Annotated in this window: 17 protein-coding genes; 8 read left to right on the forward strand and 9 right to left on the reverse strand. The window is 63.7% G+C overall.

Annotated elements, in window-relative coordinates; translation table 11 throughout:
• From ACXZ1M_RS17820 to ACXZ1M_RS17845, 6 genes are read right to left on the reverse strand one after another with little or no spacing between them, the layout of a single operon-like run.
• On the reverse strand, positions 1-858 hold the full coding sequence (locus tag ACXZ1M_RS17820; RefSeq protein WP_459048979.1) for an HpcH/HpaI aldolase family protein: 858 nt from the start codon (positions 856-858) through the stop codon (positions 1-3).
• Between the two features lie 12 nt (positions 859-870).
• The gene (locus ACXZ1M_RS17825) at positions 871-1,869 is read right to left on the reverse strand and encodes a DODA-type extradiol aromatic ring-opening family dioxygenase (protein WP_459048980.1); all 999 of its coding nucleotides are present in this window, start codon (positions 1,867-1,869) and stop codon (positions 871-873) included.
• A gap of 28 nt (positions 1,870-1,897) precedes the next feature.
• Positions 1,898-3,196, reverse strand: a complete 1,299-nt coding sequence (locus ACXZ1M_RS17830) for an MFS transporter (protein ID WP_459048981.1) — start codon at positions 3,194-3,196, stop codon at positions 1,898-1,900.
• Positions 3,197-3,216: 20 nt separating this feature from the next.
• Positions 3,217-4,065: an amidohydrolase family protein gene (locus ACXZ1M_RS17835; RefSeq protein ID WP_459048982.1), complete on the reverse strand. Its 849-nt coding sequence runs from the start codon at positions 4,063-4,065 to the stop codon at positions 3,217-3,219.
• 2 nt (positions 4,066-4,067) lie between these two features.
• Positions 4,068-5,093, reverse strand: a complete 1,026-nt coding sequence (locus ACXZ1M_RS17840) for an amidohydrolase family protein (protein ID WP_459048983.1) — start codon at positions 5,091-5,093, stop codon at positions 4,068-4,070.
• A 10-nt stretch (positions 5,094-5,103) separates the two neighbouring features.
• Positions 5,104-6,072, reverse strand: a complete 969-nt coding sequence (locus ACXZ1M_RS17845; protein WP_459048984.1) for an ABC transporter substrate-binding protein — start codon at positions 6,070-6,072, stop codon at positions 5,104-5,106.
• Between the two features lie 160 nt (positions 6,073-6,232).
• On the opposite strand from ACXZ1M_RS17845, the gene ACXZ1M_RS17850 reads away from it, so the two are divergent.
• Complete coding sequence (locus tag ACXZ1M_RS17850) at positions 6,233-7,141, forward strand: helix-turn-helix domain-containing protein (protein WP_459048985.1); 909 nt, start codon at positions 6,233-6,235, stop codon at positions 7,139-7,141.
• Between the two features lie 15 nt (positions 7,142-7,156).
• Here ACXZ1M_RS17850 and ACXZ1M_RS17855 read toward each other — a convergent pair whose 3' ends face one another.
• From ACXZ1M_RS17855 to ACXZ1M_RS17865, 3 genes are read right to left on the reverse strand one after another with little or no spacing between them, the layout of a single operon-like run.
• Positions 7,157-8,254, reverse strand: coding sequence for an anhydro-N-acetylmuramic acid kinase (locus ACXZ1M_RS17855; protein WP_459048986.1), 1,098 nt, complete (start codon positions 8,252-8,254; stop codon positions 7,157-7,159).
• A gap of 32 nt (positions 8,255-8,286) precedes the next feature.
• Complete coding sequence (locus ACXZ1M_RS17860) at positions 8,287-11,244, reverse strand: sensor histidine kinase (RefSeq protein ID WP_459048987.1); 2,958 nt, start codon at positions 11,242-11,244, stop codon at positions 8,287-8,289.
• 42 nt (positions 11,245-11,286) lie between these two features.
• Positions 11,287-12,675 (reverse strand): peptidoglycan DD-metalloendopeptidase family protein, encoded by a 1,389-nt coding sequence (locus ACXZ1M_RS17865; RefSeq protein ID WP_459048988.1) that lies wholly within the window; start codon positions 12,673-12,675, stop codon positions 11,287-11,289.
• A 157-nt stretch (positions 12,676-12,832) separates the two neighbouring features.
• On the opposite strand from ACXZ1M_RS17865, the gene tyrS reads away from it, so the two are divergent.
• The 7 genes from tyrS (at position 12,833) to purH (ending at position 18,814) form a co-directional block, all read left to right on the forward strand.
• The gene (gene tyrS, locus ACXZ1M_RS17870) at positions 12,833-14,089 is read left to right on the forward strand and encodes a tyrosine--tRNA ligase (protein ID WP_459048989.1); all 1,257 of its coding nucleotides are present in this window, start codon (positions 12,833-12,835) and stop codon (positions 14,087-14,089) included.
• Positions 14,086-14,532 carry a D-aminoacyl-tRNA deacylase gene (gene dtd / locus ACXZ1M_RS17875; RefSeq protein ID WP_459048990.1) on the forward strand — a complete coding sequence of 149 codons (447 nt, stop codon included), beginning with the start codon at positions 14,086-14,088 and terminating at the stop codon, positions 14,530-14,532. Before tyrS ends, dtd begins: the two co-directional genes overlap by 4 nt.
• A gap of 12 nt (positions 14,533-14,544) precedes the next feature.
• Positions 14,545-14,967: a YbhB/YbcL family Raf kinase inhibitor-like protein gene (locus ACXZ1M_RS17880; protein ID WP_459048991.1), complete on the forward strand. Its 423-nt coding sequence runs from the start codon at positions 14,545-14,547 to the stop codon at positions 14,965-14,967.
• Positions 14,967-15,617 carry a histidine phosphatase family protein gene (locus tag ACXZ1M_RS17885; RefSeq protein ID WP_459048992.1) on the forward strand — a complete coding sequence of 217 codons (651 nt, stop codon included), beginning with the start codon at positions 14,967-14,969 and terminating at the stop codon, positions 15,615-15,617. Before ACXZ1M_RS17880 ends, ACXZ1M_RS17885 begins: the two co-directional genes overlap by 1 nt.
• Before the next feature lie 157 nt (positions 15,618-15,774).
• Positions 15,775-16,791: a tRNA dihydrouridine synthase DusB gene (gene dusB / locus ACXZ1M_RS17890; RefSeq protein ID WP_459048993.1), complete on the forward strand. Its 1,017-nt coding sequence runs from the start codon at positions 15,775-15,777 to the stop codon at positions 16,789-16,791.
• 109 nt (positions 16,792-16,900) lie between these two features.
• On the forward strand, positions 16,901-17,134 hold the full coding sequence (locus ACXZ1M_RS17895) for a helix-turn-helix domain-containing protein (RefSeq protein ID WP_072788986.1): 234 nt from the start codon (positions 16,901-16,903) through the stop codon (positions 17,132-17,134).
• A 93-nt stretch (positions 17,135-17,227) separates the two neighbouring features.
• Positions 17,228-18,814, forward strand: a complete 1,587-nt coding sequence (gene purH / locus ACXZ1M_RS17900) for a bifunctional phosphoribosylaminoimidazolecarboxamide formyltransferase/IMP cyclohydrolase (protein ID WP_459048994.1) — start codon at positions 17,228-17,230, stop codon at positions 18,812-18,814.
• The last annotated feature ends 86 nt before the right edge of the window (positions 18,815-18,900 follow it).

The following is an 18,900-nucleotide window of genomic DNA, read 5'->3' on the forward strand; positions in this document are numbered from 1 at the left end:
TTAGTACCCCGCCATTTCGCGCGCCTTGCCGATCACGCCGTAGCTGCGCTGCGGCGCCGACATCAGGAAGCTGTAGCCTTCCTTGAGCAGGCGCTCGTAGTTGGCGGCGGTGACGTGCGGGTTGCCGACCTTGACGCCGTGCTTGTGGCAGGTCGCCACGATCTGGCCCATGGCGGCCAGCACTTCCGGGTGGTCGTATTGACGCGCCAGGCCCAGTTCCTGCGACAGGTCGCCTTCGCCGATCAGCACGAAGCCGATGCCCGGCACGTTGGCCAGCATGTCGTCCAGGTTCTCGATCGCCTGGGTCGATTCGATCATCAGGCCACACAGGATTTCGCCTTGCGGCGCCAGCGGCCAGACGTCGGCCTTGGCATAGTATTCCTGCTGGGTCAGGCCCCAGTAGCGCGAAGCGTTCATCGGCCCGTCGCCGCGCACGCCTTTCGGTTCGTACAGCGGCGCATTCTTCGGACGCGCATAGCGGCACGAAGCCACCGCGTTGTAGGCCTGCTCCACGGTCGCCACGTGCGGCGTGATCACGCCGTACACGCCGCGATCCAGCACCTGCTTGGCGAACGATTGATTCATCTCCACGCCGTTGGCGGGAATGCGCGCCAGCGGCGTCACTTGCGGCGCCAGCGAACCGGAAGTGACGATCTGCTTGCGGTTCAACAGGTACTGCAGCGAATCGCCCAGCGCCGATACGTCGTAGGGATTGTGCTCCATCTCGAAGACGATGCCGTCATACGGCGCGTCGCTCATGTCGATGGCGGATTGCTTGTCGATCTTGGAGAAAGCGGTGAATGCGACTTTGCCCTGTTCCCAGGCGCGGATGATGCCGTTCAGACGTGTATTGCTCATGATATTCCTCGTTTATTTGCTTGCTGGTTTCTCGGCGTTCCAGTACATGAAACCCATGCCCTCGCCGGTGCCGGCGGCGGTGCGCCAGCAGGGGACGTAATCGACCAGGGTCATCTCGGCGCCGGTTTCTTCGACGGCCTTCATCACGCTGACGTAGAGCTTGATTTCGGAAGTGCCGGACTGGTAGTAGCCGTCCGGGACTTCGGCCAGGCCGTCGTAGTCGTACTCGCCCAGCATCTTCATGACCTTCATGTCGAATTCTTCGTCGTTGACGAAGTGCGACAGGCCGCCGGAGGCGAAGATGCCGACGCGGACGTCTTCAGGCCAGGCCTTGACCGCATCGCGCAGCACGCGGCCGAACTCGATGCAGCGCGCCATCGACGGTTGGGTCGGCGGGTAGAAGCAGTTCATGATGACCGGCACGTGCGGTGGCGGGTTGTCGTCCATGATCTGGTGGTAGACGAAGCTGTAGGCGTGCGGCGCGACCGGATACTCGGGCAGCGGTTTCATCCACACGTTGTCCGGCCACTTGAACAGGTCGGTCAGGTCGAAGCCTTCTTTCTGGAAGGCGTCGATCAGGTGCTTGGCCAGGCCTGGATGGCATGGGTGGGTGACGTGGTGGTCCGGCGCATACACCGAGCGCTGCGGCGGGCCGTTGTGCACTTCTTCACCGGTGTAGATGGCGATCGACGGCGAGAAGTCGAGGAAGATTTCCTTCTGGTCCTTGCCGAGGATGATGGCGACATCGATCTTGGCTTCGCGGTAGGCCTCGGCCATCTTGTCGAGCGCGGCGCGGCAGCGGGCTGCGCGTACGGTGCGTTCTTCGATGGTCAGGTATTTTTCAAACGCCGCGCCGCGATGCGCTTCCAGTTCCGGATAAGTCCAGGTGCGGTTCTGGAACCACAGTTCGGGATTGTTGCGGTCGCGCTCACCGTTGGTCAGCCAGTCTTCCGGCTTCTGGCCCAGCATGCCGCTGTGCGGTACGGCCATGCCGAATACGATTTTTGCCATGGAGGTTTCCTCTTTCGTTTTTTTAGTGTCAGGCGGCGCTCTTGTGCGCGCCTTCTTTGGGTGCGTTGGCTGGTGCGGTCGGTTCGGTCACCTTGGGCGCCCATTCGGGGCGGAACAGGATCGCGGTGGCGACAGCGCCAATGATCAGGAAGACGAAAATCACCATCATCGGCAGGTCATAGCTGCCGCTGATGTGCAGCAGCCATCCGGACAGGCTGGCCGCCACGCCGCCGGCCAGCGACGTAGCGACTTGCTGCACGCCGGTGACGGCGCCGATGGCTTGTTTCGGAATCAGCGTCAGGCGTGACAAGGCCAGGTTGTTGGCCGTGGCCAGGCCCAGCAGCGACAGCGACAGCACGTTCCAGAACAGCGCCATCTCCAGCGTTTCGGCGTAGGCGCCCAGCAGCACGGTGCAGCCGCCGATGAAGCCGGCGATGATGAAGGCCTTGCGTACGAACACAGCGTTGCCGCCACGGGCGATCACCCGGTCCGCCGCCCAGCCGGCGATGGCGGCGACGATGGCGATGCCGGCAAAGCTGAAGAAGGTGTACAGCCCCGACTTGGCCAGCGACAAACCGCGCTGCTCGACCAGGTAGGCCGGCATCCAGCTCATGCAGTAAAAGGTGAAGTAGCCGTAGCAGAAGTTGGTGATCATGCCGCCCCACACGACCGGGCTGGACAGGATGGCGCCGAACGTCACCGACGAGGCCTTGCGCTTGGCCGTGGCCAGCTGTTCCTTGTTGGGGAAGTCGTTGCGCACCAGGCCCAGCCACGGCGCCAGCCACAGCAGGCCGGCGATGCCGGTGGCGATGAACATCACGTTCCACGAGTAGTTGACGATCAACCAGGCGCCGACCGGCGCGCCGATGGCCGGACCGAACTTGTTGCCCATCGCCAGGATGCCGACCGCGAGACCGTTCTGGCTCTCGTCGAAGTTGTTGCGGATCCAGCGGTAGCTGGCCGGAATCACGATGGCCTCGGTGGCGCCGATGATCAGGCGCATCACTACCAGGGCGGACAGGGCCGTGACAGCGCCCATGGCCGCCGTCGCCAGGCACCACGCCGCGAAGCAGATGGCGTAGGGCCACTTGACGCCGTAACGGTCCGCCACCACGCCCATCGGAATCTGGAACAGGCCGTAGGACCAGAAGAAGGCCGCGTTGACCCAGCCCCGGTCCACGCTCGACAGGTTGAACTCGCGCACGAAGTTGTGGTCCGCCAGCGCCGACGAAATGCTGGTGCGGTCGATGAAGGAAATCAGGACGCCGAGCGCCAGCAGCCCGAGGATGGTCCAGCGGCTGGCGTTGCCGTGTTTGTTCGTCTCCATATTTTTATCTTTCTTGGCGCTCAGGCGAGGCCTGGGTACAGCTGTTTGGCGGTCTTCTCGAAGATCCAGGCGCGGTCCTCATCGCTCAGCGAAGCCAGGCCGGCTTGCGCGGTGGCCAGGATTTCCGACAGCGAGCCGGGCGAGGTGGGGAAGTTCGAGCCCCACGCCAGGCGCTGCGCACCGAACTCTTTGACCACCGCCGGGAAGAAGGTGGCGGCGCTGGCTTTCTCCTTCTTCACGTCGCCGAAAATGCGCGGGGTCAGCTTGAAGTAGATGTTCTCCAGCGGCGCCAGATCGAACATCGATTTGGCGTTGGCGTAGGGAGGACCGTCGAGCACGTCCGGACGGCCCAGGTGGTCGAGGATGATCTTCACTTTCGGGAAGCGCTTGGCCAGCGCGGTCACCTGCGGCAGGCCGATCGGGCCGGTCTGGATGCACATGGTGATGCCCAGTTCGCTGCACAGTTCCCAGGCCGGATACGAGCGCGGATCTTCCAGTTCGCTTGGATCGAATTCCTTGGTGCTGCCGCCGGTGAACAGGCGCAGGCCGGCTAGGCCACGCTCCTTCCATTCGAGGATGGTTTTCGGCGCATCCGGCTGCAGCACGTCGACCGAGCCGACCGCCACCAGGCGGTCCTTGTATTGGTTGCAGCCGTCGACCACATAGCTGTTGTCGAAGCCGTAGGTGGTGGAGGAGTGCACCACGGCGGCTTTCGCCACACCGGCGGCGTCCATGGCGGCGATCAGCGCTTCCACGGTGCTGGGGCGTTCCTGCGACCAGTCCGAGCGCTTGCCGAACAGCGGCGCCGGTGGGTACGCCTGTTCGTCGTCCGAGATGATGTGCGGGTGGATATCTACGATGGAGGTCATGATTATTTACCTTGTGCTTTCAGGCGTTTGTCCAGGCGTGGGAACACGCGGCGGGCATTGCCTTCAAAGATTTTCTGGCGGTCTTCGGCGGTCAGCGAGGCGATGCCGTCGACGTAGCGCTTGGTGTCGTCGAAGTAGTGGCCGGTGCAAGGATCTTTGCCGCGCACCGCACCGATCATTTCGGAGCCGAACAGCACGTTGTCGGCGGGGATGACCTTGGTCAGCAGTTCCACGCCCGGCTGGTGGTAGACGCAGGTGTCGAAGAAGATGTTGTTGAGCAGGCCTTCCAGCGGACGGTCCATCATCTCCAGCGACATGCCACGGTAACGGCCCCAGTGGTAAGGCACGGCGCCGCCGCCATGCGGAATGATCAGGCGCAGGGTAGGGAAGTCCTTGAACAGGTCCGATTGCAGGATCTGCATGAAGGCCGTGGTGTCGGCGTTCAGGTAGTGGGCGCCGGTGCCGTGGAAGCATGGGTTGCACGAGGCGGCCACGTGGATCATGGCCGGCACGTCGAGGTCGCACAGCGCTTCGAAAATCGGATACCACTCGCGGTCGGTGATCGGCGTGCCGGTCCAGTAGCCGCCGGTCGGATCGGGATTCAGGTTGGCGCCGACGAAGCCCAGCTCTTCCACGCAGCGGCGCAGTTCGGGCACGCTGTTCTTCGGTGGCGCCAGCGGCGATTGCGGCAGCTGGCACACCGGCGCGAAATTCTCCGGATACATTTCGGTGACGCGGTAGACCAGGTCGTTCGAAATCTCGGCCCACTCCAGGCTGGTGCGTTCGTTGCCCAGATGGTGGCTCATCAGGCCGGCGATCGGCGAGAACAGGGTCAGGTCGCCGCCGCGTTCCTGTTGCAGCTTGAGCTGGCCGCCGCCGACCGCTTCGCGGATCTGGTCGTCGGAGACGAAGGCTTCGTCGCGCGACGGGCCGTTTGCCGGATCGTTGGCGAATTCAACCTGCTTGGCGCGGAAGTCGCGGAAGGATTTGGGGACGGTCGTGAAGTGGCCGTGGCAATCGATAATCATGGTGTCTCTCTTATTGGTTTGCGTTTGGATCAACGAACAGTTCGTTCAGCGTCATGCGGCGTGGCGTCAGGCCTTGCTTGAAGGCGGTGGCTTCCAGCGTTTCGATGGTCTTCAGGTTTTCGGCGATGCCGTATGGCAGCGGGTCGTGGCCGACGATTTCTTGCAGGGCCTGGTATTTCTTGTCGGTGATTTCGCCCGAGTCCAGCTTGGCCAGCCATTCCTTCTTGGCCTGGTCGAAGGCGTTGTAGAGCGACTTGGCGATCCATGGGTGCTCGGCCAGGATGGCGTCCTTGACCACGATGGTGCCGTGCATCGGATACACGCCGGTGCGGGCGTAGTATTCCTTTTCGATTTCGGCGGCGTTCGGCAGCAGGTCCGGATAGTCGGCTTCCACTTCCTGCCAGCCGCCGGTCGGCGCACCGGTGCGGCCGATGCCTGCCGCGCCTTCGTTGCCGGCCACCAGTTCGCCCTTGGCCATCATGTCGGCCAGCGAGGTGTCGGCGGCGGCGTGGATCACGTTGGCCGGCAGTTTCAGTTGCGTCACGTGTTCTTCATCGTCGACCACCCAGGTGACCTTCGATGCATCGAGGCCGAATTCGTCGATCAGCACCTGGCGGTTCCACACGCCGGTGGTGACCGAGTAGGCGCGCACGCCGACCTTCTTGCCTTCCAGGTCTTTCGGATGCTTGATGTTGGCGTCCGGGCGCACCAGCAAGCCGCCGTGGTGGAAGCGGCGCACCACGAAGATCGGCAGCGCGACGAACGGCGCACCGTAGGCGCGGGCGATGATATAGGTGGTCGGGGCCAGTTCGCAGACATCGAACTCGACGTCGCGCACCATGCGGCGGAAGGCGCCGATCTGTGGCTTGACGGTGACGAATTCCGCATCCACGCCTTCGATGGGGATGGAGCCGTTCTTGATCGCGATGGTGTGCGGGTGATCGGCAATGGCGATTTTGAGTTTTACTTTGGTGGCCAACTTCATTCTCCTTTGATTTGATGTTGCAAGAATAGGAGTTGGGCCTATGGGAGTCTCTACACAAAAATTACATTCGCTGGCACTTTTGTTTTCGCGTATTGCTACTGTCTGTAGGCAGGGCTATAGTGTTTGACAGGAGGCGACAATGACTTCAAATGCGATGACAAAGTATCAACGCGATGCCAACGGCAAACCCCAGCTGACCACCGTTCCCAAGGTGCGTCTGTATGTGGAAAATCCGGAGGAGCAGGAAAACTGGTTCGTGAACATCGGCCACGTGACGGAACGCGGGCGCTGGCGCACTGCGCCGCACGCGCACCCGCATTATGGGCAGGTGATCTTCGTGCGCAACGGCCGCGGCGTGATGAATCTGGAAGGGCACAGCGTACCGTTCGAAGCGCCGTGCGCGCTGCTGCTGCCGAATGAATCGGTGCACGGACTCGATTACGAAGTGGACGTGGACCGTTGGGTGGTCACCATCGAGGTAGCGTATCTGCAGCAGATCAACGGCAAGCTGCAGGACTTCATCAAGCTGTGGGCGTCGCCGCGCGTGATTCCGCTGTCGTACGCGGCCGAGTCGGCGGAGGAGTTCTTCAGCGTGATCGGCAAGCTGGCGCAGGAAGTGTCGGCCAAGACCATCGGCCACGTGGTGGGCACGGAAGCCTTGCTCACTTCATTGCTGTTGATGCTGGTGCGCGGCGCGCATATGGATGAACTGGAAAGCAAGGTCGCCAGCGGCAGCGAGGTGCGCCTGGCCGACCGCTTCCGCGAATTGATCGACCAGCATTACCGCGAGAATCTGCAACTGCAGAATTACGCCTCGATGATGGGCGTGTCGCTGGTGCAGTTGCGCGCGGCGTGCGCCGCGGCGGTGGGACAGAGCCCGACCAAGATGATCCACGCCCGCGTGATCACCGAGGCCAAGCGCAACCTGATCTTCGGCGACATGACGATGGAGCAGATCGCCTACTGGCTGGGTTTCACCGACGCCGCCTACTTCACGCGCTTCTTCCGCAAGGAAGTGGGGCAGACGCCGAGCCAGTTCCGCATCGCCGCCCGCAGGTCGTAGCGCAGTGGGTGGGAATTAACGCGGGTAGAGGGCACCCAGCACGCGGTCGCCTCGCGCGCCGGTGACCGAGGGCAGATTGCCAGCCAGCCGTTCGCTGAAGCGATGGCCCAGCCAGGCAAATGCCAGCGCTTCCACGCGGTTGGGCGCGACGCCCAGTGCTTGCGTGGAAGCCAGCAGGACTTGATTGCCCAGCGCTTGTCCCAGCGCTTCCATCAACACGCTGTTGTAGGCGCCGCCGCCGCAGATGTAGACCGCGTCCGCGCCGCCGCCGTGCGCGCGGATGGCGTCGGCCAGCGTCACGGCCGTGTATGCCGTCAGCGTGCGCTGCACGTCTTCCGGCGTGGCCGGCTGGTGCACGGCCAGGCGCGCATCGAGCCAATCCATGTGGAACAGATCGCGGCCCGTGCTTTTCGGCGCCGGCAGGGCCAGGTAGGGTTCCTTCAGCAGTTCGGCCAGCAATTCGGGGATGACTTTGCCGCCGGCCGCCCAGGCGCCGTCGGCGTCGTATTCCTGCTGGCGGTGGCGGTGGATCCAGCCGTCCATCAGCACGTTGCCGGGGCCGGTGTCGAAACCGATCACGCGGCCGTCGCCGCTCAAGACGCTGATGTTGGAGATGCCGCCGATATTGGCCACCACGCGGGCCTGTCCTTCCTTGCCGAACAGGGCCTGGTGGAAGGCCGGCACCAGCGGTGCGCCCTGGCCGCCGGCGGCGATGTCGCGGCTGCGGAAATCGGCGACCACGTCGATGCCGCACAGCTCGGCCAGCAGGGCGGGGTTGTTGGTCTGGCGCGTGAAGCCCAGTTCCGGGCGGTGGCGGATGGTTTGTCCATGCACGGCGACGGCACGCACGTCCTGCGCCGGCGTGGCCGATTCACGCAACAGGGCGGCCACGCATTGCGCGTAGTGCTGCGCCAGCTGGTTGGCCGCCAGCGCTTCGCGTTCGATCTCGTTGGCGCCGCTGGCTTGTAGCGCCATCAGCTCGGCGCGTAGCGACGGCGGGAAGGCGACGTAGGACGCGGCGATGGTGGTGATGGCGTCGCCATCGCATTGCGCCAGCGCGCCGTCCACGCCATCCAGGCTGGTGCCCGACATTAAACCGATGTACAAAGCCATAGCATTCCCCTTGTTGTGGGCGAAATTATAGTTCAGTAGGCCAGCTTGCCGGGCACGGTTAGCGTGACCGTGGTGCCCTTGCCCGGCGCACTGTCGATGTCCAGGCTGGCGCCGATGCCGTTGGCGCGCTCGCGCATGCCCGACAGGCCCCAGTGGCCGGGGCGTTCTCCGGCGGCGAGGACCGCCTCGTCCAGTCCCCGGCCGTTGTCGATGACGCGCACGCTGAAGGCGCTGCGGCCGTACACCATCTCCAGTTGGATGCGGGTGGCGCCGGCGTAGCGCGAGGCGTTGAACAGGGCTTCGCGCGCCACGGCGTAGGCTTCCACGTGCACCTTCGGCTGTAGCTGCCGCATCATGCCGCTGGTCCTGGCCTCGAACAGATGGGCGCGGTGTTCGGCCAGGCCCTTGCCGAACTGCTCCAAGGTCAGCGGCAGCGCTTCCGGCGTGGCGGTGGCGCGCAGGTCCATGATCTGGTCGCGGCCTTCCACCAGCAGTTGCTCCGCCAGGTTGAGCGTCTGGTCGAGCCGCTCGCGTTCGCGCGTGCCTTCCTGCAAATGCCGGCGGTGGGCGTCGAAGGACAGCAGCAGCGCCTGCACGCTTTGCAGCAAGGTGTCGTGCAGGGTGCGGGCGATGCGGGTGCGCTCGTCCAGGCGCTCCTGCAGGCGTTCATGCATGCGCCGGGTGAGGTAGCGGATGCGCAGCGCGTAGGCGGCGTACAGCAGCAAGATGCCCAGCGCCGCCAGCAGCAGCTTGAACCAGATGCTTTGCACAAAGGTCGGCGGAATATCGAACTCCAGCACGGCGCCTTGCTGGTTCCAGATGTTGTCCTCGTTGGAGGCGATCACTTCGAAGCGGTATTTGCCGGGCGCCAGGTTGGTGTAATAGGCTTGCCGCCGGCCCACCGGCTCCTGCCATGCACGGTCCATGCCCAGCAGGCGGTAGCGCAGGCGCACGCGCTCGGGCAGCGACAGGCTCAAGGCCGTGTAGTCGATCTGGATGTCGCGCGTGCCTTGCGGCAGGCCGAGTTCCGCGCCGCGCGGGATGGCGTGGCGTTCGCCGTCGGCCAGCAGGCCGGTGATTTCGACCGGTGGCGGCAGTCGGTTGCGCAGGATGTTGGCCGGGTCGATGGCGCCGACCGAGCCGGTGGTGGCGTACCACAGCAGGCCGTCGCCGTCGCGCCGCAGCGAGGGCAGCGGGCGCAGCTGGGCGGCGTGGCCCTGCATGCCGTCCTGCGCATCGAAGCGTTCGAAGGCGACGCCGGTGCGGGCGTCGTTCAGCCATTTGTCCAGTTCGGCGGCGGCGATGCGGTACAGGCCGTCGGCGCCATGCAGCCACAGGTCGCCGCCGGGCAGCCGCACCAGGCCGGAGACGCCGCGAAAACGTTCGTTGCGTTCGCCGCGCAGGGCGGTGAAGCGGCCGTTGCGGTACAGCGCCACGCCGTCTTCGCCGCCGGTCCACATGCCGGCCTGGTCTTCCAGCAGGGACAGCACGGTGCCCAGCTGCAGGCCCTGTGCCGCGCCGAGCGTGCGCACCGCGCCATCCTTGATCAGGGTGATCTGGCTGCGCATGTGCGCCAGCCACAGCTGGTCCTGGCGATCGAGCGTCATGGTGGTGGTCAGCATGTCGGGCACGCCTCGCAGGCCGCCGGATTTGGTCCAGGCGCCGTCGCTGAACCGGTACACACCTTTGCCGGTGGAGAACGAGGCCCACAGGCCGCCTTGGCGGTCCTGCTGCAGGGCGTGGACGCGCAGGCTTTTGACTTCCGCCGGATAACTGATCGTGGTGATGGCGCCGTTGCGGTCGCGCCGCAGCAGGTTTTGCGTGCCGCCCAGCCACAGCACGCCGTCCGCCGTGGTGTGGCTGGCCGTGACCTGACCCCTGGCCTCCAGGCTGATGCGGCCGTCGGGGCCGTAGCGCCAGACATCGGCGTCGCCGTAGTCGCCCACCCACATCTCACCGTCCGGGCCGGCCACCAGCGCCGGGTAGGCGAGTTCCTTGGGCACCGGTGCGGTGCGCAGGCGGTTCGGACGCAAACGGTCGACGCCGCGCGAGGTGCCGATCCACAGATTGCCTTCGCGGTCTTCGAAGTGCGCGCCCAGCATCGGGCCGCTGAGGCCGTCGGTCTTGGCCACCTGCTGCTCGGCGACGGCGGGGCCGGGCTGCAGCTTGCGTTCCAAACTGTAGGCGTGGGTGACCCACATCGTGCCGCGCCGGTCGAAGCGGACGGCGTTGCCTTCGAATTCCGAAACCGGCGGCTGGCCGCCGGCGGGCGGCGTGGTGCGGATCTTGTGGTTGCCGCCGTTGAAGTCGTTGGCCCAGAGCGTGCCGTCCGGCGCTTCGGCCAGCGCCACCAGTGCGCCGTGCGGCCAGGCTTGGGTGAAGCGTGCTTCGCCCGGCCGGCGGAACCAGGCGCCCTGGTTGGTGCCGATCCAGGTGGTGCCGTCGCGCGCGAACAGGATCTGGAACACGCCCAGCGTCGGCAGGCCGACTTCTTCGCCGAGCCGCACGAAGCGCTTGGCGCCGGGCGGCAGCACGGCCACGCCGTCGCGCATGGCGACCCAGACCGCGCCGTCCTGTGCTATTTCGATGTGCATGGCGCCCACCGGTTGCAGGCCTTCGGCTTCGGCATAGCTGTGGCTGCCGTCCTTGCTGAAGACGGCCACGCCGCCGACGCGGTAGCCGACCCAGACCGCGCCGTCCGGCGTGGTGCTCACAGCCGTCAGATTGCTGGAGCCGAGCGGGTGACCGTAGACGGTGTCGCTGCGCTGGAAACGCACGCCGTCGAAGCGGTACAGGCCGGTGGGCGAGGCGATCCACAGCCAGCCGTCACGGCCCTGGGCGAATTTGGTGGCGCCGGCCGGTGCGCCGTCGCGTTCGGTCCAGGCGGTGTGGGTGTAGTCGGTCAACAACGGGCGCGCAGGCGCGGCCCAGGCGGAGAGGCAGCAGTTCAGGAACAGCAGTAGAAGGGCGGTGCGTGCGCGTAAGCTCATGGGCTGGAAAAAAACAGGCCAGTCTGAGCTGGCCTGTGGTGCTTATTTCGCGGCTACGCGGGTCGCCGCGCCGCCACCGCCCGCCGGGCGCAACAGCGCGAAACGGTGGGTCATGTCGGTGGCGTAGACCTTGAAGCGCGACATCTCCGCGGCCGTCAGCGGCGCTTGCGGTTGCACGTTCAGCTTGCCTGGATCCTTGGCTTCGCCGCCGACGCGGAATTCGTAGTGCAGGTGGGCGCCGGTCGACCAGCCGGTGCTGCCGACGTAGCCGATCACATCACCCTGGCGGACCTTGGCGCCTTTTTTCATGCCCGTACCGAAGCGGCTCATGTGGGCATAGGCGGTGGTGTAGTTGTTCCAGTGCTTGATCAGGATGAAGTTGCCGTAGCCGTTCATGGTGCCGGCGAAATCGATGGTGCCATCGCCGGCGGCGCGGATCGGGGTGCCGGTCGGCGCCGGGAAGTCGATGCCCTTGTGGGCTTTCCACTGGCCCGAGATCGGGTGCACGCGCATCGAGAAGCCGGACGAAATACGCGAGAACTCCACCGGCGATTTCAGGAAGGCTTTTTTCAGCGATTTGCCGTCGAAGCTGTAGTAGCCGCCGCCTTGCTTGGTCTGTGGATCTTCAAACCACACGGACTGGAAGGTGGTGCCCTTGTTGGTGAACTCGCCCGCCAGCACGCGGCCGGCGCGCACGAACTCGCCGTCCTGCCAGAAGGTTTCGTACACCACGTTGAAGCTGTCGCCGCGCTTGACGTCGCCGCGGAAGTCGATGTTGGTCGAGAACATCTCGATGATTTGCTTGACGATGGTGTCCGGCAGCTTGGCGCCGTCTTCGCTGGAGTCGGTGGCCGCGTACAGCGTCGAGGAGATGGTGCGGGCATGCATTTCGACGCGGCGTTCCAGCTTGGCTGGCTCGGCGGTGGCGATGAAACCGTCGCCCTTGCGGGTGACCTTGATGTTGGTGACTGGATCGTCCTTGCCGTCGACCACGGTGGCGCGCAGCCACTGCAGATTGCCGTCGTCGTCGGTTTGCGCTTGCACACGCTTGCCGGTCTTGAGCTGCATCACGCCTTTCGCAACTTTATCTTTTTTGATAAAGTTCTCGGCCGCATCGTCATCCACGCCGAGGCGGGTCAACAAGGTGGCCAGGGTGTCGCCGGCGCGGATCTTCTCTTCGTGGACGAAATGCTCGCTGGAGGACTGTTGTTCCAGCACATTGATCTGTGCGCTCAGGTCGGGCGCGGCCACGGTTTCCTGGACAGTTTTCACCGGCAGATCGGACGCATCAGGGGCAAGCGGCGCTACGCCGGCCGCACCAAAAGCACATACTGCAAGAAACAATGCAGACGCGCTGATGATGCGCGATTTGCGCGTAGAACCTAGCAGACTGAACAAGCGTGAGCTTGTGAATTTATGTATTTGGTTCATGCAATCAGTTAAAATTTGCCGCTTGAACTATTCAGGAACGTTTTATTTCTTCTAATTATGTGTTTGGATAGTTTTCGTGCGGCAAGATTGATCGATCGAGGATTATATCAAACTCCTGAAGCTGCTTACCTTTTTCTGAAAAATACGCTAAAAAATCATGACTACTTCTTCTTCGATACCGCAGGCTCCCTCTAAAGCAGCGTTGCCCTTATCCGACAACGTACAAGAGGCGCTCGCCATCACCAAACGCGGTGTCGACGAGTTGCTGATTGAAAGCGAGTTCGCCCAAAAGCTGGCGCGCTCGGAACAAAGCGGCGTGCCGCTGCGCATCAAGCTGGGCCTGGATCCGACCGCGCCCGACCTGCATCTCGGCCACACCGTGGTGCTGAACAAGATGCGCCAGCTGCAGGACCTCGGCCACCAGGTGATCTTCTTGATCGGCGACTTCACTTCCATGATCGGCGACCCGTCTGGCCGCAACGCCACCCGTCCGCCGCTGACCAAGGAGCAGGTCGAGCAGAACGCGATGACCTATTTCAAGCAGGCCTCGCTGGTGCTGGACCCGGCCAAAACTGAAATCCGCTACAACTCCGAGTGGTGTGATCCGCTGGGGGCGCGCGGCCTGATCCAGCTGGCCTCGCGTTACACCGTCGCCCGCATGATGGAACGCGACGACTTCACCAAGCGCTTTAAAAACGGCACGCCGATCGCAGTGCACGAATTCCTGTATCCATTAATGCAAGGTTACGACTCGGTGGCCCTGAAGGCCGACCTGGAACTTGGCGGCACCGACCAGAAATTCAACCTGCTGGTGGGCCGCGAACTGCAAAAGGACTACAACCAGGAGCCTCAGTGCATTTTGACCATGCCGCTGCTGGAAGGTTTGGACGGTGTTGAAAAAATGTCCAAGTCGAAGAACAACTACATCGGCATCACCGAGCCGGGCAACAGCATGTTCGCCAAGATCATGAGCATCTCGGACGAGATGATGTGGAAGTACTTCGACCTGCTGTCGTTCCGCTCGCTGGCCGACGTGGCCGCCTTGAAGGCCGAGATCGCCGGCGGCCGCAACCCGCGCGACGCCAAGGTCGCCATCGCCCAGGAAATCGTGGCGCGCTTCCACTCGCAGCAGGCGGCGGAAGATGCATTGGCCGACTTCGTCAACCGCTCGAAGGGCGGCATTCCGGACGACATTCCGGAAGTGACGCTGGGCGGCGCACCGCTGGGCGTGGCGCAACTGCTGAAGGCGGCGGGCCTGTGCGCTTCCACCTCGGAAGCGATGCGCATGGTCGAGCAGGGCGGCGTGCGCCTGGACGGCACGGTGATCAGCGACAAGGGCTTGCAGGTCGAAGCCGGCACCTTCGTGCTGCAGGTCGGCAAGCGCAAATTTGCGCGCGTGACCCTGTCCGCATGATAGGGCTGCTGCAACGCGTCAGCAGCGCCAGTGTGGTGGTGGATGGCGCTATGATAGGCACTATCGACGCTGGCTTGATGGTGCTGGTGTGCGCCGAGCGCAACGATACGGAAAAGGACGCGGATGCGCTGCTGACCAAGCTGCTTGGTTACCGCGTGTTCGCCGACGATGCCGGCAAGATGAACCGCAGCGTGACCGACACCAACGGCGGCCTGTTGCTGGTGCCGCAATTCACGCTGGCGGCCGACACCAAGTCCGGCACCCGTCCATCGTTCACGCCGGCGGCCGCACCGGCCGACGGGCTGCGCCTGTTCAATTACTTTGTCGAACAGGCACGCCTGAAGCACCCGACCGTGCAGACGGGGCAATTCGGCGCCGATATGAAGGTGTCATTGACCAACGACGGGCCGGTGACGTTCTGGCTGCAGACGAACGCGAAGTAAGTTGAAATTCAGATGAAGCTCTTCAGCGACAGTTTCCTTGACGGCGGCGCCCTCCCGGCGTCCGGCAACCCGCAGCTGAGCTGGAGCGAGGTGCCGGCCGGTGTCGGTTCGCTGGCGCTGCTGTGCATGGATGCCGACGCCTCGGCTGACTTCTTCCTGTGGAGCGTGGTCGATATTCCACCGGCGATGTCGGCCATCTCCGCCGACCACCGCATGCCGCTGCGCCAGGGCCTGAACGATTTTCACGCGGTCGGGTATCATGGCCCCTTGCCGCCGCCAAACGGCACGCATCATTATATTTTTCGCATCTACGCGCTGGACGTGCAGCAACTGGCCTTGCCGCAGCGCTTTACCGGCGCCGATGTGCTGAATGCGATTTACGGCCATATCGTCGACGAAGCGCAACTGATCGGCACCTACACAAGAACTTGGTAATGAACAACACCACTATTTTGCTGATCCGCCACGGCGAGACGGCCTGGAATGCCGTGCGCCGCCTGCAGGGCCACATCGATATTCCGCTGAATCCGGAAGGCGAGCGCCAGGCCGCTGCGCTGGCGCGCGCGCTGGCCGCCGAGAAGCTGGACGCCATCGTCTCCAGCGACCTGCAGCGCGCCATGCAGACCGCCCAGGCCGTGGCCGGCCTGCACGCCCGCCTGAGTCTGCAGACCGACGCCCGGCTGCGCGAGCGCGCCTACGGCGTGTTCGAGGGCATGTTGTACCAGGATATCCAGCAGCAATACCCGGACGACTTCACCCGCTGGCAGGCGCGCGATGTGGAGGCCGTGATGCCGGCCGGCGGCCGCGTGGCGGAAAGTTTCCATCAATTCTACGACCGCGCCATCGGCGGTCTCCTTGCCGTGGCCGCCAGCCATGCCGGCCAAACCGTGGCCGTGGTCGCCCACGGCGGCGTGCTGGAGTGCGCCTACCGCGCCGCGCGCGGCATCCAGCTGGACAGTCCACGCGACTTCCAGGTCAAGAATGCCAGTATTAACCGTTTTACCATGGTGGACGGCAAACTTGTGCTGGACAGCTGGGGCGAAGTCGAGCACCTGGCGCTGGCCGCCATGGACGATGTGGTGTAGCCCAACCTTACGACCGTGCTTAAAATTTACGCACGGAAATACCCTCTCATAACGGGCAAGCTGCACATTTGCCGAATTCATAAAAAATAGTGCTTATTATTTGAGCAGTCCTTCGGTTAAAATAGAAGGTTCCTTCTCCCCCTTTCAGGTATTGCCAGTGCAAATCGGCCCTCACTTACTGCGTAACAACGTTTTCGTTGCCCCCATGGCCGGGGTTACGGATCGTCCATTCCGCCAGCTTTGCAAAGAGCTCGGGGCGGGGTACGCGGTGTCTGAAATGGCCGCCTCCAATCCGCGCCTGTGGGCCACGGAAAAGAGCTCGCGCCGTACCGACCACACGGGGGAAATGGAGCCGAAAGCGGTGCAGATCGCCGGCGCCGACCCGCAGGACCTGGCCGATTGCGCCCGTTTCAACGTCGAGCGCGGCGCCCAGATCATCGACATCAACATGGGTTGTCCGGTCAAGAAAGTATGCAACGCCTGGTGCGGTTCGGCGCTGCTGCAGGACGAGGAACTGGTCAAGCGCATCGTCGATGCGGTGGTGGGCGCGGTGGACGTGCCGGTCACCCTGAAGTTCCGCACCGGCTGGGACCGCGAGAATAAAAACGCCCTGAACATCGCGCGCATTGCGGAAGACGCCGGCATCGCCATGCTGACGCTGCACGGCCGCACCCGTGCCGACGGCTACAAGGGCGACGCCGAGTACGACATGATTGCCGCCGTCAAGAAATCGGTTTCCATTCCGGTGGTCGCCAATGGCGACATCACCACGCCGGAAAAGGCCCGCTTCGTGCTCGACTACACCGGCGCCGACGCCGTCATGGTGGGCCGCGCCGCGCAAGGCCGTCCGTGGATCTTCCGCGAGATCGACCATTACCTGCGCACCGGCAAGCACATGCCGGCGCCGTACGTGGACGAAGTACGCGCGCTGATGGATGAACATTTGCGCGCCCACTACGCCTTCTACGGCGACTACCTGGGCGTGCGCACCGCACGCAAGCACATCGGCTGGTATGTGCGCGACTTGCAGGGCGGCGAGGAATTCCGGCAACGGATGAACCTGCTGGAGTCCGTTGAAGAACAACTCCTTGCTGTAGACCAATTCTTCGAATCCCAGTGGAGTTACGGCGAGCGGTTACAATACCGCCTCGCCGAGGAATTGCAGACCGTTTGAGCAGCGCGAAGAGCGTACTAAAAAAGTCACAATATCAGAAGGGTAAACGTTTCCAGCCACGAGCCGAAGCGATTTGCCAGCGTCAACAGATTAATAAGCGAATGACAAAATGAGCAAAGAAAGTATCCAGGAAGTAGTCCAGAAGAGTCTAGAAGAGTACTTCGCAGACCTGGGCGAGCAACAGGCATCGAACATCTACGACATGGTCGTGCTGACCGTTGAAAAACCGATACTGGAAGTGGTCATGACGCGCGCCGACGGCAACCAGTCGCACGCGGCGCAGATGCTGGGCATCAACCGCAATACCTTGCGCAAGAAGTTACAAGAGCACGGCCTGCTGTAAAGCGCCCGATCCATCCGGCAATGAAAGTGGCTGGGGACGGCCGCTGTTGCCGGCCGCAATCCCCCATACTCAACCACTAGTCTATTCATCGCCATGATTAAACAAGCTCTCATCTCCGTATCCGACAAAACCGGTGTGCTGGACTTCGCGCGCGCGCTGTCCGCCATGGGCGTCAACATCCTGTCGACCGGCGGCACCGCCAAACTGCTGGCCGACAACGGCGTCGCCGTGACCGAAGTTGCCGACTACACCGGTTTCCCGGAGATGCTGGACGGCCGCGTCAAGACGCTGCACCCGAAAGTGCACGGCGGCATCCTGGCCCGTCGCGATTTCCCTGAGCACGTGGTCAAGTTGGAAGAGCACAACATTCCGACCATCGACATGGTGGTGGTCAACCTATACCCGTTCCAGGCTACTGTCGCCAAGGATGACTGCACGCTGGACGACGCCATCGAGAACATCGACATCGGCGGCCCGGCCATGCTGCGTTCGGCGGCCAAGAACCACAAGGACGTGGTGGTGATCTGCGATCCGTCGGACTACGGCGTGGTGCTGGCGGAAATGAAGACCACCGACAACGCTCCTGGCTACGTCAGCTACGACACCCGCTTCACGCTGGCCACCAAGGTCTACGCGCACACCGCGCAGTACGACGGCGCCATCGCCAACTACCTGACCAGCCTGGACGCCACCCGCGCCCACGCCAGCCGCAGCGCCTATCCGAAGACCCTGAACGTGGCCTTCGAAAAAGTGCAGGACATGCGCTACGGCGAGAACCCGCACCAGTCGGCGGCGTTCTACCGCGACGTAGCCGCCACCGAAGGCGCACTGGCCAACTACAAGCAGCTGCAAGGCAAGGAACTGTCGTTCAACAACATCGCCGACGCCGATGCGGCCTGGGAATGCGTGAAGAGCATGGGTGGTTTCGACCAGTCGGCCGCCTGCGTGATCGTCAAGCACGCCAATCCGTGCGGCGTGGCGCTGGGCGCCGATGCTGCCGATGCGTACAAGCGCGCGCTGCAGACCGATCCGACCTCGGCGTTCGGCGGCATCATCGCCTTCAACGTGGAAGTGGACGCCGCCGCTGCGACCGAACTGGCCAAGCTGTTCGTCGAAGTGCTGATCGCGCCTACCTTCAGCGCTGAAGCCAAGCAGATCCTGTCGGCGAAACAAAACGTGCGCCTGCTGGAAATCCCGCTGGGCAATGGCGTGAACGGCATGGACTTCAAGCGCGTGGGCGGTGGCCTGCTGGTGCAATCGGCCGACTCCAAAAACGTGTTGCTGGCCGACGTGCGCGTCGTCAGCAAGAAACAGCCTACGCAGCAGGAACTGCAGGACATGATGTTTGCGTGGCGCGTTGCCAAGTACGTCAAGTCGAACGCCATCGTCTTCTGCGGCAATAACATGACGCTGGGCGTTGGCGCAGGCCAGATGAGCCGTATCGATTCGGCCCGCATCGCTTCGATCAAGGCGCAGAATGCCGGCCTGTCGCTGGCGAACTCGGTCGTGGCGTCGGACGCCTTCTTCCCGTTCCGTGATGGCCTGGACGTGGTGGTGGATGCCGGCGCGACCTGCGTGATCCATCCAGGTGGCTCGATGCGCGACCAGGAAGTGATCGATGCAGCGGATGAGCGCGGCGTGGTGATGGTCTACACCGGCACCCGTCACTTCCGTCACTAATCGGTCGCTGAAACGCGGTCGCAGCTTCGTTGCAGCGCCTCGCCGTGCATTCGCACTGTCTTCGGCGCCGCGCCTCGCTGCGACCA

It is taken from the genome of Duganella paludis (assembly GCF_054461335.1).

What these genes read in the sequence shown, in the direction of transcription:
- ACXZ1M_RS17820 (WP_459048979.1), bottom strand. Translation starts at nt 858, where the DNA reads ATGAGCAATACACGTCTGAACGGCATCATCCGCGCCTGGGAACAGGGC.
- ACXZ1M_RS17825 (WP_459048980.1), bottom strand. Translation starts at nt 1,869, where the DNA reads ATGGCAAAAATCGTATTCGGCATGGCCGTACCGCACAGCGGCATGCTG.
- ACXZ1M_RS17830 (WP_459048981.1), bottom strand. Translation starts at nt 3,196, where the DNA reads ATGGAGACGAACAAACACGGCAACGCCAGCCGCTGGACCATCCTCGGG.
- ACXZ1M_RS17835 (WP_459048982.1), bottom strand. Translation starts at nt 4,065, where the DNA reads ATGACCTCCATCGTAGATATCCACCCGCACATCATCTCGGACGACGAA.
- ACXZ1M_RS17840 (WP_459048983.1), bottom strand. Translation starts at nt 5,093, where the DNA reads ATGATTATCGATTGCCACGGCCACTTCACGACCGTCCCCAAATCCTTC.
- ACXZ1M_RS17850 (WP_459048985.1), top strand. Translation starts at nt 6,233, where the DNA reads ATGACAAAGTATCAACGCGATGCCAACGGCAAACCCCAGCTGACCACC.
- ACXZ1M_RS17855 (WP_459048986.1), bottom strand. Translation starts at nt 8,254, where the DNA reads ATGGCTTTGTACATCGGTTTAATGTCGGGCACCAGCCTGGATGGCGTG.
- ACXZ1M_RS17860 (WP_459048987.1), bottom strand. Translation starts at nt 11,244, where the DNA reads ATGAGCTTACGCGCACGCACCGCCCTTCTACTGCTGTTCCTGAACTGC.
- ACXZ1M_RS17865 (WP_459048988.1), bottom strand. Translation starts at nt 12,675, where the DNA reads ATGAACCAAATACATAAATTCACAAGCTCACGCTTGTTCAGTCTGCTA.
- tyrS (WP_459048989.1), top strand. Translation starts at nt 12,833, where the DNA reads ATGACTACTTCTTCTTCGATACCGCAGGCTCCCTCTAAAGCAGCGTTG.
- dtd (WP_459048990.1), top strand. Translation starts at nt 14,086, where the DNA reads ATGATAGGGCTGCTGCAACGCGTCAGCAGCGCCAGTGTGGTGGTGGAT.
- ACXZ1M_RS17880 (WP_459048991.1), top strand. Translation starts at nt 14,545, where the DNA reads ATGAAGCTCTTCAGCGACAGTTTCCTTGACGGCGGCGCCCTCCCGGCG.
- ACXZ1M_RS17885 (WP_459048992.1), top strand. Translation starts at nt 14,967, where the DNA reads ATGAACAACACCACTATTTTGCTGATCCGCCACGGCGAGACGGCCTGG.
- ACXZ1M_RS17895 (WP_072788986.1), top strand. Translation starts at nt 16,901, where the DNA reads ATGAGCAAAGAAAGTATCCAGGAAGTAGTCCAGAAGAGTCTAGAAGAG.
- purH (WP_459048994.1), top strand. Translation starts at nt 17,228, where the DNA reads ATGATTAAACAAGCTCTCATCTCCGTATCCGACAAAACCGGTGTGCTG.